This window comes from Leucobacter sp. CX87 (assembly GCF_018682295.1).
Taxonomy (GTDB): domain Bacteria; phylum Actinomycetota; class Actinomycetes; order Actinomycetales; family Microbacteriaceae; genus Cx-87.
Genome location: NZ_JAFIRI010000001.1, coordinates 236,034 through 250,001, shown reverse-complemented (window position 1 = coordinate 250,001; position 13,968 = coordinate 236,034). Strand labels below are relative to the sequence as shown.

Annotated in this window: 11 protein-coding genes; 5 read left to right on the top strand and 6 right to left on the bottom strand. The window is 66.7% G+C overall.

From position 1 onward, the window contains the following. Positions 1 to 2 precede the first annotated feature (2 nt). The 3 genes from KOE53_RS01145 (at position 3) to KOE53_RS01135 (ending at position 4,645) form a co-directional block, all read left to right on the top strand. On the top strand, positions 3 to 1,190 hold the full coding sequence (locus tag KOE53_RS01145) for an HRDC domain-containing protein (protein WP_188057091.1): 1,188 nt from the start codon (positions 3 to 5) through the stop codon (positions 1,188 to 1,190). 114 nt (positions 1,191 to 1,304) lie between these two features. Further along, entirely contained in the window at positions 1,305 to 2,507 is a 1,203-nt protein-coding gene (locus KOE53_RS01140; protein ID WP_188057090.1) for a thiolase family protein, read from the top strand. Positions 2,508 to 2,512: 5 nt separating this feature from the next. Then, entirely contained in the window at positions 2,513 to 4,645 is a 2,133-nt protein-coding gene (locus KOE53_RS01135; protein ID WP_188044824.1) for a 3-hydroxyacyl-CoA dehydrogenase NAD-binding domain-containing protein, read from the top strand. 165 nt (positions 4,646 to 4,810) lie between these two features. On the opposite strand, the gene dxs is transcribed toward KOE53_RS01135, so the two are convergent. The 5 genes from dxs to dut form a co-directional block, all read right to left on the bottom strand. Continuing rightward, entirely contained in the window at positions 4,811 to 6,727 is a 1,917-nt protein-coding gene (dxs, locus tag KOE53_RS01130; RefSeq protein ID WP_188057089.1) for a 1-deoxy-D-xylulose-5-phosphate synthase, read from the bottom strand. 98 nt (positions 6,728 to 6,825) lie between these two features. Beyond that, entirely contained in the window at positions 6,826 to 9,495 is a 2,670-nt protein-coding gene (acnA, locus tag KOE53_RS01125; RefSeq protein ID WP_188044826.1) for an aconitate hydratase AcnA, read from the bottom strand. Between the two features lie 212 nt (positions 9,496 to 9,707). Beyond that, positions 9,708 to 10,466, bottom strand: a complete 759-nt coding sequence (locus tag KOE53_RS01120) for a DUF3159 domain-containing protein (protein WP_241095585.1) — start codon at positions 10,464 to 10,466, stop codon at positions 9,708 to 9,710. Then, positions 10,463 to 11,110, bottom strand: coding sequence for a DUF3710 domain-containing protein (locus KOE53_RS01115; RefSeq protein WP_188044827.1), 648 nt, complete (start codon positions 11,108 to 11,110; stop codon positions 10,463 to 10,465). The genes KOE53_RS01120 and KOE53_RS01115 overlap by 4 nt, the downstream gene beginning before the upstream one ends. 65 nt (positions 11,111 to 11,175) lie before the next feature. Next, positions 11,176 to 11,631, bottom strand: coding sequence for a dUTP diphosphatase (gene dut, locus KOE53_RS01110; protein ID WP_188044828.1), 456 nt, complete (start codon positions 11,629 to 11,631; stop codon positions 11,176 to 11,178). Positions 11,632 to 11,708: 77 nt separating this feature from the next. Between dut and KOE53_RS01105 the strand changes: the two genes are divergently transcribed. Beyond that, positions 11,709 to 12,155, top strand: a complete 447-nt coding sequence (locus tag KOE53_RS01105) for a DUF3093 domain-containing protein (RefSeq protein WP_188057088.1) — start codon at positions 11,709 to 11,711, stop codon at positions 12,153 to 12,155. Between the two features lie 65 nt (positions 12,156 to 12,220). Here KOE53_RS01105 and KOE53_RS01100 read toward each other — a convergent pair whose 3' ends face one another. Continuing rightward, positions 12,221 to 12,511, bottom strand: a complete 291-nt coding sequence (locus KOE53_RS01100; RefSeq protein WP_188044830.1) for a DUF4193 domain-containing protein — start codon at positions 12,509 to 12,511, stop codon at positions 12,221 to 12,223. 214 nt (positions 12,512 to 12,725) lie between these two features. On the opposite strand from KOE53_RS01100, the gene sepH reads away from it, so the two are divergent. After that, complete coding sequence (sepH, locus tag KOE53_RS01095) at positions 12,726 to 13,958, top strand: septation protein SepH (RefSeq protein WP_188057087.1); 1,233 nt, start codon at positions 12,726 to 12,728, stop codon at positions 13,956 to 13,958. Positions 13,959 to 13,968 lie beyond the last annotated feature (10 nt).

Below are 13,968 nucleotides of genomic sequence, written 5' to 3'. Positions count from 1 at the left end.
TCATGGTTGAACAGTCCGAACTGAACACTTCCTGGTCGATGGTTACCTCCGCGGAGGAACTCGACCGAGCCGCACAATCGCTGGCGGGAGGTCACGGCCCGATCGGGGTCGACGCGGAGCGCGCCTCCGGGTACACGTATCGCGCGAACGCCTATCTGGTGCAAGCGTCGCGCCGGGGATCAGGGACGTTCCTCTTCGACCCGACCGAGATCACCGACTTCGGTCCGCTGTCCGACGCAATCGGCGATGACGAATGGATCTTCCACGCCGCGAGCCAGGATCTCGCCTGCCTCGCCGAGATCGGCCTCGTCCCCTCGCGCATCTTCGACACTGAGCTCGCGACTCGCCTACTGGGCTTCGACCGTGTCGGACTCGGGGCCGTAGTCGAGCGCCTCCTCGGTATCAGTCTCAAGAAGGCGCACTCCGCGGCGGACTGGTCCACCCGGCCCCTCCCCGAATCATGGCTTGAGTATGCCGCGCTCGACGTCGCACTGCTGCCTGATCTGCGCGACGCGGTGGCGGCGGAGCTCGCCGAGCAGGACAAAGAGGCGATCGCCTTTGAGGAGTTTGAGGCGGTGCGCACCAAAGCGCCGAAGGCCCCGGCCACCGAGCCCTGGCGCAAGCTCGCCGGCGGCGGGCGGCTGAGTAGCCAGCGCGGTCTCGCGATCGCGCGGGAGCTCTGGACCGCACGAGACGCCCTGGCGCGCGAGCGCGATGTCGCCCCCGGTCGCCTCTTCCCCGACGCCTCATTGATCGCCGCGGTCAAGGCGAACCCTCGATCCCAGGGCGAGCTGGCCGCCATGAAGGCGTTCCATGGGCGAGCCAGCCGCAGCGAGCTTCCGCGCTGGTGGGCAGCGATCCTGCTGGGGAAAACCACCGACGATCTGCCCAATCTTCGCGTGACCGGCGAGAAACCCATTCCGCACCACCGCGGCTGGGCGGAGCGCCACCCGGAGGCTGCCGCCCGCCTCACGGCCGCCCGCGCTGCGGTCGAGGCCGAGGCTGAGGCGCGCCAGGTGCCCATTGAGAACCTGCTTACGCCCGACTTGCTGCGCCGCCTCGCCTGGCAGCCGCCCGCCGAAGTCACGCCCGACACGGTGAATACAGCTCTCGCCGATCTCGGCGCTCGGCCCTGGCAGCGTGAGGCAACATCCACAATTATTGCCGCCGCTTTTGTAGAGGTTGCATAAAAGAGGTCCATCCCTATGAACGCTCTCCGTACGGTTCGCGCGGCGTCGCCCGGGCGGAGCGCAAGCTTCATATGATGGTGAGTACAGCAACATTCACCATGTGATGGAGGCAAAGTGGCCGCAATGAGAGACGTCGTATTTGTCGATGGGGTTCGCACCCCGTTCGGCCGTGCAGGCGAAAAGGGCATGTACTGGGGCACGCGCTCTGACGACCTCGCAGTGAAGGCACTGCAGGGTCTGATCGAACGTAACCCGAACCTGCCGACGGATCGCATCGACGACGTCGGCATCGCCGCGACCACCCAGCAGGGTGACCAGGGGCTGACGCTCGGCCGCACCGTGGCGATCCTCGCAGGGCTGCCCCTCACCGTTCCCGGGTTTGCTCTCGACCGGATGTGCGCGGGAGCGATGACCACCACCGCGTTCCTCGGCGGCGCGATCGGCGCCGGCCAGTACGACATCGCCGTGGCCGGCGGCGTCGAGCACATGGGCCGGCACCCGCTTGGCCTCGATGCCGACCCGAACCCGCGCTTCGTCGCGGAGAAGATCGTGAGCGCCGAGGCGCTCAACATGGGGCTCACGGCCGAGCGACTGCATGACCGCTTTCCCGCGCTCACCAAGGAGCGCGCCGATCGCTTCGGCATGCTCAGCCAGCACAAGGTGCAGGCCGCTTATGACCGCGGGGACATTCAGCCCGATCTCATCCCGGTAGCGACACGAAGCGCGAGCGGCTGGGGCCTGGCCACCGAAGACGAGGGTCGCCGTCCTCAGACCACCATGGAGGGCCTCGCGGCGCTCAAGACCCCGTTCCGCCCGCACGGCCGCGTGAGCGCGGGAACCGCCTCGCCGCTCACCGACGGTGCGACGATGGGCCTGCTTGCCGGGGGCGACACCGCCCGTGAGCTCGGCCTGGGCGCCAAGATGCGCATGGTGGGCTTCGCCTTCGCCGGCGTGCAGCCCGAGGTGATGGGTCTTGGCCCGGTCCCCTCCACCGAGAAGGCCCTGCGCCGCGCCGGTCTCTCAATCGATGACATCGGCCTGTTCGAGCTGAACGAGGCGTTTGCTGTCCAGGTCCTCTCGTTCACCGACCACTTCGGCATCTCCGACGACGACCCCCGGGTCAACCCGTGGGGCGGGGCAATCGCTGTAGGACACCCGCTCGCCGCGTCGGGCACACGCCTGATGATCCAGCTGGCCCGCCAGTTCGAGCAGCGCCCCGATGTGCGTTTCGGCCTGACCGCGATGTGCGTGGGACTGGGCCAGGGCGGCAGCATCATCTGGGAAAATCCGAACTTTGACGGCAAGAAGGGCAAGTAACTCAGTTGACTGACTACAACTCCATCGATTTCACCCCCCTCATCGAGGCGAGCGCCGACGAGGTCATTACCGAGTCCTTCGTGCGCGACGTGGTGCTGCCCACGGGCGGTACGCTCGCACTCATCACCCTCGACAACGGCCGTGACCACACGCGCCCGAACACGCTCGGACCGCGCACCCTGCAGGGCCTTGCCGCCGTGCTGGACGCGCTGACGGCTCGCGCCGCCGCAGGCGAGATCACCGCGGTCGCCATCACGGGCAAGCCGTTCATTTTCGCCGCGGGCGCGGATCTCTCGAAGGTGCAGGCACTCGGCACTCGCGAGAACGCCTTGCTCATGGCGCAGTTCGGCCATCACGTGCTCGGCAAGCTGCACACGCTCGGGGTGCCCTCGTTCGCCTTCGTGAACGGCCTGGCCCTGGGCGGCGCGATGGAGATCGCGTTGCACTGCGACTACCGCACTGTCGACTCTTCGGCCGCGGCACTTGCATTCCCCGAGGTCTTCCTCGGCATCATCCCGGGCTGGGGCGGCGCGACGATCGTCCCGAACCTCATCGGAATCGAGAATGCGCTCGAGGTCATCGTCTCGAACCCGGTCAAGAACAACCGGATGCTGAAGCCCGCTCAGGCGCTAAAGCTCGGCCTCTTTGACGTCTCCTTCGGCTCGGCGAGCTACCTCGAGGAATCTCTGCGCTGGGCCGACGGCGTATTGAACGGCACGGTGAAGGTCGATCGCCCGAACCAGCCCGGCAAGCTCGAACGCCTCACCAAGTGGGACCTCGCGATCAAGATCGCGCGGGACACGCTAAAGGCCCGCCTCGGCACCGCTGCGAAGGCGCCGTACGTCGCCCTCGACCTCATGAAGGCCGCAAAGGACAACGACCGCGTGCGCGGCTTCGAGCGCGAGGACGAGGCGCTGGCGGAGCTCATTTCGGGCGACCAGTTCCACGCCTCGATCTACGCGTTTGACCTCGTGCAGAAGCGCGCGAAGCGACCTGCGGGTGCTCCCGACAAGGCGCTTGCGCACCCCGTCCGCAAGGTCGGCGTGATCGGTGCCGGCCTCATGGCCAGCCAGTTCGCGCTGCTCTTTGTGCGCAAGCTCCGGGTGCCGGTCGTCATCACCGACCTCGACCAGTCACGCGTCGACAAGGGGCTCGCCTACATTCGCGAGCAGATTGACGCACTGCAGGAGAAGGGTCGCCTCACATCGGACGACGCGAACCAGCTGCGCGCGCTCGTGCACGGCACCACCGACAAGTCAGAGTTTGCCGATTGCGACTGGGTCATTGAGGCGGTCTTCGAGGAGCTCGGCGTCAAGCAGGCCGTGTTCGCCGAGATCGAGCCGATCATCTCCGAGACCGCGGTGCTCGCGACCAACACCTCGTCACTCTCGGTTGAGGAGATCGGAGCGAATCTGGCTCACCCCGAGCGTCTCGTCGGCTTCCACTTCTTCAACCCGGTCGCCGTCATGCCGCTGATCGAGGTGGTCAATACCCCGGCTACCAACGACGCGACCCTCGCCACGGCGATGGTGACGGCGCGCAATCTCGGCAAGAACGCCGTGATCACGGCTGATCGTCCGGGCTTCGTGGTGAACAGGCTGCTCGCCAAGGTTATGGGTGAGGCTGCGCGCGCGCTCGACGAGGGTACCCCGCTGCCGGTGGTCGAACAGGCTCTCGCGCCGATCGGCCTGCCGATGGGCCCGTTCGAGCTCATCGATCTCGTCGGCTGGAAGGTCGCGGCACACGTGCAGGACACGATGGTGGCGGCGTTCCCCGAACGCTTCTACGCGTCCCCGAACCTGCACGCCATCGCCGAGCTCGACGAGCCGCTCGTGAAGAGCAAGATCGGCAAGGTCGAGGACCTGTCCAAGTCGGCAAAGAAGGCCCTCACCTTCGGCAAGACGCCGGTCGATGCGGCAGAGATCCTGCGCCGCGTCGAAGACGAGCTGGCCGGCGAGATCAAGATCATGCTGGACGAGAAGGTCGTCGCCGCCGCCGAGGACATCGACCTCTGCCTCATCCTAGGCGCGGGTTGGCCGTTCCAGGCGGGCGGGGCGACACCGTACCTTGACCGCGTGGGCGCGAGCCAGCGCGTGTTCGGCGCGGACTTCCACACGCCTCGGATCGCCGGCGTCTAACCGCGCGAGAATGCCCTCTGGCGAGCGGCCCCCACATCGGGCCGCCCGCCAGACGCATCTCTCGGGAGCTGGCGTGGTGGACGGCGCAACCATCACGTTCGCAACGTTGCGACGGGCATCCCCTCGGTTCGTCCGAGTGGCCGCCCCGGGCAATGACGATCGAGACTACTCGGGGCGGGCGATCGGAATGCGCGCGCCGCGGACCTGCGCCTCAACGTCGCTGGCAATTTGCTCGGCAGTCAGCCCGGCGTCCTCCAGCAATTGACCGCGGGTCGCATGCCCCGGGAATTCGTCGGGGGTACCGAGTTCGCTCACCGCAGTATCTACGCCCGCATCGCGCAGCGCCTGGCGGATCCGAGTGCCGATACCGCCGACACGAATGCCGTCCTCGATACTGATCAGCAGGCGGTGCGCCCGCGCCATCTCGACGACCGACGTGCGCACCGGCACGACCCAGCGGGGATCGATCACGGTGCAGGTAATTCCCTGCGCCTCGAGCAGCGCAGCCGCACCGATCGCGAGCTCCGACATCGGGCCGACCGACACGAAGAGCACGTCACGGGGAGTGGTCTCGTCGCTCGCGCTCCCCCGCAGCACATCCACGCCGTCGTCGGTGCGTCGTAGGGCGGGGCTAGCGGGAGCAACCGTCCCCTTCGGGTAGCGCAGCACAGTTGGCGCGTCAGTGACCTGCACGGCCTCAGCCAGCAGCTCCTTCAGGCGCGTGGCGTCGCGGGGGGCGGCGATCCGAATGCCGGGAACAATCTGCAGCGTCGCGAGGTCCCAGACGCCGTTGTGGCTCGCGCCATCCGGGCCAGTCAGTCCGGCGCGATCGAGCACGAAGGTGACGCCAGCGCGGTGCAGCGCGACGTCCATGAGGAGCTGATCGAACGCGCGGTTCATGAACGTCGCGTAGATCGCAATGACCGGGTGGAGTCCGCCGTAGGCCAGACCCGCCGCGGACGTGACCGCGTGCTGCTCGGCAATTCCGACGTCAATCACACGATCGGGGAACTCCTCGGCCAGGCCGTCGAGACCCGTGGGGCGGAGCATCGCTGCGGTGATGCCGATCAGCCGCTCGTCTTCCCGCGCGAGCTCAAGAATCGTCTCGCGGAACACACTGGTCCAGCTGGTGCCGCCCTTCGCGTCGAGCGAGATCCCGCTGTCGGGGTCGATCGCGCCGATCGCGTGGAACTGATCGGCCTGGTCGCGGCGCGCGAGCTCATAGCCGCGGCCCTTCTCGGTGATGACGTGCACGAGCGTCGGGGCGCCGTAGGCCTTCGCCTGCTCGAGCACCCGCTCAAGGGCGGGAAGGTCGTGGCCGTCGACGGGCCCCAGGTACTTGATGTCGAGATTCGAGTACAGGTGCTCGTTGTTCGCGGCGCGGCTCAAAAAGCCTTGCACGCCGCCGCGGACGCCGCGGTAGAGAGAGCGTCCCGGCGCGCCCAGGCGATCGAACAGCCGTTCGCTCCCCCGCTGCAGGTCGCGGTAACTGCCCTGCGTGCGGACGGTGTTGAGGAACCGTGCCATGCCGCCGATGGTCGGCGCGTACGAGCGCCCGTTGTCGTTGACGACGATCACGAGGTTGCGCGAGTTATCGTCGGTGATGTTGTTCAGCGCCTCCCAGGTCATTCCCCCGGTGAGGGCGCCGTCGCCGACGACCGCGACAACGTGACGATCGGCCTGACCGGTGCGCGAGAACGCGCGCGAGATACCGTCGGCCCAGCTCAGCGAGCTCGAGGCGTGCGAGCTCTCGACGATGTCGTGTTCCGACTCCGAGCGCTGGGGGTAGCCCGCGAGTCCGCCACGCAGCCGCAGCTCGGAGAAATCCTGCCGACCGGTGAGGAGCTTGTGCACGTAGCTCTGGTGGCCCGTGTCGAAGACGATCGGGTCGCGCGGCGATTCGAATACGCGGTGCAGCGCGATCGTGAGCTCGACCACCCCCAGGTTGGGGCCCAGGTGGCCGCCGGTGCGGGTGACCTCCGCGATCAAGAACTCACGGATCTCCGCCGCGAGCTGTCGACACTGCTCCACACTCAGCCCGTCTAAATCGCGGGGTGAGTGGATGCTTTCAAGTATGCGCACGCGGTAGCTCCTGGGTGTGCCCGGGAAGGAAAACGGGCCTCTCACCATCCTAGCGAGAGGATGGAGAGAGGCCCGTTCAGTAAGCGAACGCGTTCAGACTAGACCAGCGAGCGAAGCACGTACTGCAGGATCCCGCCGTTGCGGTAGTAGTCCGCCTCGCCCGGGGTGTCGATGCGCACGACGGCGTCAAACTCAACGCTCGTGCCCGACTCGTGCACCGCGGTGACGTGGACGGTCTTCGGCGTGACGCCCTCGTTCAGCGCCGTGATTCCCGAGATCGAGAACGTTTCGGTGCCGTCGAGGCCGAGCGTGTCGGCGCTCTCACCCTCGGGGAACTGCAGCGGGATGACGCCCATGCCGATGAGGTTCGAGCGGTGGATCCGCTCGAAGCTCTGCGTGATGACCGCCTTGACGCCGAGAAGGCTCGTGCCCTTCGCCGCCCAGTCGCGGGACGAACCCGAACCGTACTCCTTGCCACCGAGCACGACGAGTGGAATGCCCGCTGCCTGGTAGTTCTGTGAGGCGTCGTAGATGAACGACTGCGGGCCGCCCTCCTGCGTGAAGTCGCGGGTGTAGCCACCCTCGACGTCGGTGAGCAGCTGGTTACGCAGGCGGATGTTCGCGAAGGTGCCGCGAATCATGATCTCGTGGTTGCCACGGCGCGAGCCGTACGAGTTGAAGTCACGGCGACCGATGCCGTTCTCGATCAGGTACTGACCAGCAGGGGTCTCGGCCTTGATGTTGCCGGCCGGGCTGATGTGGTCCGTGGTGACCGAGTCGCCGAGCTTCGCGAGCACGCGGGCGCCCGAGATGTCGGTAACCGGAGTCGTCTCCATGGTCATGCCATCGAAGTACGGAGGCTTGCGCACGTACGTCGACTCGTTGTCCCACTCGAACACGTTGCCGTCCGGCGTCGGGAGCGAGCGCCAGTGGTCGTCGCCCTCGAAGACCGAGCCGTACTTGTCGACGAACATGTCGGTGTCGATCGACGAGTCGGCGGTCTGCTGCACCTCGAGCGTGTCGGGCCAGATGTCCTTGAGGAACACATCGTTCCCCTCCTGGTCCTGACCGAGCGCGTCGGTCTCGAAGTCGAACGACATCGAGCCGGCGAGCGCGTACGCGATGACGAGCGGCGGCGACGCGAGGTAGTTCATCTTGATGTCCGGGTTGATCCGGCCCTCGAAGTTTCGGTTGCCCGAGAGCACCGAGGTGACGGCGAGGTCGTGACTCTGCACCGCGTCCGAGATCTCCTCGTTCAGCGGGCCAGAGTTCCCGATGCACGTCATGCAGCCGTAACCGACCAGGAAGAATCCGAGATCCTCGAGGTAGGGGGTGAGGCCTGCCTTGTCGTAGTAATCGGTGACCACCTTGGAGCCAGGCGCGAGGGTCGTCTTGACCCACGGCTTGACCTTGAGGCCCTTAAGGGCGGCATTCTTCGCGAGAATTCCGGCCGCCAGCATGACGGAGGGGTTCGAGGTGTTCGTGCACGAGGTGATGGAGGCGAGAGTGACCGCGCCGTGATCGATCGTGAACTCGCGACCCTCAGCGTCCTTCACGAGGGCCGGGTTCGCGGCCTTCGCGTAGTTCTCCAGATCGGTGGCGAACTGCTCCTTGGCGCGCGAGACCTCGATGCGGTCCTGCGGGCGCTTCGGGCCGGCGATCGACGGGACGACGGTCGAGAGGTCGAGCTCGAGCGTCTCGCTGAACTCGGGAGTCTTCTCGGGATCGAGCCACATGCCCTGTTCCTTGGCGTACGCCTCGACGAGTGCAACCTGCTCCTCGCTGCGGCCGGTCAGGCGCAGGTAGCCGAGCGTCATGTCGTCGATCGGGAACATCGCGGCCGTCGAGCCGAACTCGGGGCTCATGTTGCCGATGGTGGCGCGGTTCGCGAGCGGAACCGCAGCGACACCCGCACCGTAGAACTCGACGAACTTGCCGACGACGCCGTGCTTGCGCAGCATCTCGGTGATCGTCAGCACGATGTCGGTCGCGGTCACGCCAGCGGGAATCGCGCCCGAGAGCTTGAAGCCCACGACGCGCGGGATCAGCATGGAGACGGGCTGGCCCAGCATGGCCGCCTCGGCCTCGATGCCGCCGACGCCCCAGCCGAGTACGCCGAGACCGTTGACCATGGTCGTGTGCGAGTCCGTGCCGACACAGGTGTCGGGGTAGGCCTGCAGCACGCCGTCAACCTCGCGGGTGAAGGTCACGCGTGCCAGGTACTCGATGTTGACCTGGTGCACGATGCCCGTGCCCGGGGGCACGACCTTGAAGTCCTGGAAGGCGCCCTGGCCCCAGCGCAGGAACTGGTAGCGCTCCGCGTTGCGCTGGTACTCGATCTCGACGTTCTTTACGTACGCGTCGGGGGTGCCGAACACATCCGAGATGACTGAGTGGTCGATGACCATCTCTGCAGGCGCGAGCGGGTTGATCTTCTCGGGATCGCCGCCGAGATCGGCCATCGCCTCGCGCATGGTGGCAAGGTCGACGACGCAGGGAACGCCGGTGAAGTCCTGCATGATCACGCGCGCGGGCGTGAACTGAATCTCCGTGTCGGGCTGGGCGTTGGGATCCCAGCCTCCGAGCGCTTCGATGTGCGCCTTCGTGACGTTCGCACCGTCTTCGGTGCGAAGCAGGTTCTCGAGGAGAACCTTCAGGCTGTAAGGCAGGCGCTCAGAACCTGGTACCTGATCAATCCGAAAGATCTCATAATTGTTTGCGCCTACCGAGAGCGTGCTTTTCGCTCCGAAGCTATTGACCGCTGCCACGACCGTCTCCTGTCCGTGTTGTCGACTACTCGCGAGACTAGTGTGCACCTGTTCGCCCCGCCGCGCACGCTGAGCGTGCGTTCGGGAGCGTTCTCAGCGAAAACTATCTCGACGTCAAGATAACTATATCTCTTCTGCACCCGCGGACCTGACCGGCGCGCGGGGGCGCACGGCCCTGCAGGATCCCGGCTGCGCCGGAACACGCAGTGGCGTTAGGCCGCGTCGCGCTTTGCGATGGCCGCGCGGAGCACGAGCCATGTAAAAATCACCAAGAGCCCGTATAGCGGGACGCCCATCACGAGGCGAGCGACCCCGAGAGCGCCGACCTCACCCGCGAAATACAGCGGAAGCTGCACCGCGAGCCGCGCAAGGAACAGGACGAGCCAGCTCGCCGTGCAGAGCGCCGCGGCGCGCCGAATCACGCGGTCCTTGCGCCAGCCGATGAGATCTCCGTGAATCGCGCCGACGATGAATCCCAAGAGCGGCCAACCAATGATCAGCGAGGCGACGAGTGCGACCGACCAGGCCCCGTTCGTCCAGAACCCGGGAAGGAAATAGTCTTCGCCTTTTCCCGTCACGAGCGTGGTGACCACGCAGATACCGACGCCAATCAGGCCGGCGAGTGCGGACATTGCGGGTTGGCGCCGAGCTAGGCGCCACGCGCACGCGGCGATCGCGAGCACTGCGGGCGCCACGACGCTGAGGCGCGCGTCCTGCGTGAACACGTAGATCCCGAGGAACAGCATTCCGGGGAGGAGTGACTCGATCACACCCCGCACCCCGCCGATCGCTTCGAGGACCCCCTTCGCGGAGACCGCCTCACCGGAGAGCCCGGCGGCTACCGTGCGACCCAGCGCCCCGCCCACCTGCGGAAGGTGCAGGTGCTGCGCGGGCTCGGTCGGACCCGGCTCAGCAGGATCCTGGTCGGCGGCGTCGCCTCCCGCCGCAGGGCTGCCGGTGTCTCGAGTCACGCGTTCTGGGCGCCCTGCGCGCCTGCGGGCACGCGAAGAGCGAGCAGCTCACGCGGCGGCATCGGAGAGTCACCGCGCACCACGACGAGCTCGCGGTACAGCGACTCAATCTTGCCGGCTGCCACCGGGTCGTTTGCGCCGGCACCCGTGATCACTCCGCGGAGCACCCAGCGCGGTCCATCAACACCTATGAACCGCACCGCGGTCGTCCCGCCGCCACGCTCTTCTGTGACCGGAAGCGCCGCGAGAAGCTCGAGCCCGAGTGCGCCTTCACGCTCTTCTACCGTGGCGCCCTGCGACACCAGCTGCGTGGAGAGCTGCGCACGAATCTCGTGCCACAGGCCAGTCGATTTCGGTGCGGAGAACGCCTGCACCTGCAGCGTAGAGTCGGCATAGTCGAGCGAGACCGCGACAATGCGCTTCGTACTTTCCTCAACATCGAGGCGCATCTGCAGGCCCTCACGGGGCGCCACCTTGATCGACCCGAGGTCGACGTAAGGTCGCAAAGCGGGTACCTCGGCGACGTCGAACGGACCCTCGGCCTCGCGATCCTCGGGGCCTGACTTGCTCTCGTCGTACTCTGGGGCGCTCGGGTCGCGCACGTCGAGTGCGTCTGCCTGCGGATCCTGTGTTGATTCAGCCATCGGCTTCTTTGCTCCTTGCGATGAAACGGTGCCGGGCACACAAGCCCGGATGCTCTGGGGTGACGTTACCGCGCCGGGGCGAGGTCCTGGCTAATTCCGGTCGATCCGAACCCACCCTCGCCTCGAGCGCTGCCCGGGAGCGTCTCCGCGGGCACAAAGCGGGCCCGCGAGACGGGCATGATGATGAGCTGGGCGATCCGGTCCCCCGGCGCGATCGGGAAGGCGGCGCTGCGATCGGTGTTCAGGAGCGTCACCTTCACCTCGCCTCGGTAGCCGGCATCGACGGTGCCCGGGGAGTTCAGCACGGTGATGCCGTGCTTGGCGGCGAGGCCGCTCCGGGGCACGACGAATGCCACATAGCCATCCGGCAGGGCAATCGACACGCCCGTGCCGACGAGCGCGCGCTCGCCCGGCTCAAGCACGAGAGCTTCGGTGCTGCGCAGATCGGCACCCGCATCGCCCGGGTGGGCATACACAGGGGGCGAGTCGGCGCGAATAAGTACCTCGACAAGATCAGTCACCCGCACAGGTTACCGGATCAGGCTCGCCGCGCGCCGACCTCCACGCCCACTCAGGCATCACCACGGATAATGGGAACATGACCTCGTACTCCGAGCGGCTGTGGCCGACTCCGTGGCTCTTCGTGGCCACCCTGCTGATCTTGCCCGCCGTCGCACTGGCGCTGACGCCCATCAACGTGACGGTGGCCATCATCTCGGCCATCCTCTCGTATCTCATCGTGGGGGCAATCATGCTGCTCTCTGCACCGAAGATCTCGATCGTTGACGGCGTGTTCACTGCCGGCCCCGCACGGATCCCCGTAGCGATGCTGGGCGCCGTGGACGAGTTGAGCGACACCGAGCTGCGGGTTGCCATCGGTCCCGGCTGCGACGCTCGAGCGCACCTCCTGATTCGGGGCTGGATCCACTCGGGCGTGCGCGTCGAGATCACTGATCCTGCGGATCCGGCCCCGTATTGGGTACTCACGACGCGTCGCCCAGCCGAGCTTGCCGCTGCCATTCTCAAAGCCCGGTCCGCGACGTAAATCCGTCGCTGACCGGGCTTTGAGAATGGGCGTGCCTGCACCGCAGGCGCGCCCATCAGTGTCTTCTAGAGCGAGCACTCCCGGCAAACCGGGCCGAGGTCACTGTCGTGATCAAGCTGCGAGCGATGCCGCACCAGGAAGCAGTTCACGCAGGTGAACTCGTCCTCCTGCTGAGGCAGCACAACCACATCGAGATCCATGTCCGACAGATCGGCACCCGCGAGTTCAAAACCCGGGTTGTCCGAGTCCTCGGCGTCAATTGACGACGAAGCCTTGTCGGGAACACGTTCCTTCAGCGCCTCGATTGAGTCGGATTCTTCCTCGGACTTGCGCGGCGCGTCGTAATCGGTGGCCATTCTCTCCTGCAATCCGCGCCTCTTCGGCGCACAATATATCGAGCGGCCATAGTTTGCCTGAAGAAATCCAACTTGGCAAACTCCCGGACCGATAAATTCACAGATCCGGTTCTTCGGCCGGGCAAGTTTCGGTGCCTCGCCGCGTCAATCCCCCGGTTTACCGCCGGTTCGTGCGATGCTTGGGCCCGTAGAACGCTGGGAGGAAGTGGATCGCATGCAAGAGCTTCAATTCGCGCGACGCGAGGACGACGCCCTAATCGTCACGAATGACGCCGGGGAGCAGTTCCGGATCGCCATAGACGAGTACCTGATCTCTGAAATGAAGCAGGTCGCGCGTCCGACACGCTCGGGACCCCGGGTGAAGCCGCGTGAGATCCAGTCACTCATCCGCGCGGGCAAGACCCGTGCAGAGGTCGTCGCCGCGACCGGTGCGGACGAGTCTGACGTCGAACGGCACGAAGGGCCGGTCCTTGCCGAGCGCCAACACATCCTCGACAGCGCGTTGGTCGTCCCCGTGCGCGCCCAGGGCGAGCAGGACGAGGACACCCCCCAGACGTTTGGCGGCGTCATCAACGCACGCCTGAGCGGCCTCGGTTCTGACGGCGTCCAGTGGACGGCCTGGCGCGATCCGGCCGACGGCTGGATGATCAGCCTCACTTTCCGCTCTCGCGAAGTGGACCACAAGGCCATCTGGTCGTTTGAGCACCGCAAGGCGATTCTCGCGCCACTTACGAGCGATGCCGTGACCCTCTCCCAGCAAGGCGAGGTGGGCGATCGCCTTATCCCGAAGCTTCGGGCGGTTGACTCCCCCGGGCGCACCGAACGATTCGATTCAGGTGCGTTTGATCCGAACGCCCTCTACCCGGACGACAGCGTCGAGCAGTCCCCGCTCGCGGCCACGACTCCGTTGCCGCGGGGAGTCGCCGGTGTGGGCCCCGACGAGGGCGATCAGAGCCCCACAGGGGAAGTCGCCCCGAACAGCGTCCCCTCGGCGCGTGACGCCGCCGCGGCAGCCATCGCCGCCCGCGACGATGTGAGCGCGGAGACAGCATACGAACGCCGCCAGGAAATCGAGCAGCGTGCGATCACTAGCCGCGAAGAGGCGCCAGCAGACCTCGGCCAGACCGCAGATCTGCTCGACGCTCTGCGCCGACGACGTGGGGAGCGCGAGAGCGCGCGTCCCGAGCGCGAACCCGAGGCTGCGCCCCTGCCGCGACTGCGCAGCGCGCACGACCTGACGCCCGCCTCCGCCCCTCCCATCGCGGAAGAGACCGCTCCTGCACCCGCGGAGGCGCCGCAGAGCGTCGCTCCGCTCGTGACGAAGCGCGATCCTGCCCCCGTCCCCGCGCCTCCCAGTGAACCGAGTGGCGGAAAGAAGCGGCGCGCATCGATCCCCAGCTGGGACGACATCTTGTTCGGCACGCGGAGCGAGGACGACCCCGCCTAGGCAGGTCTTC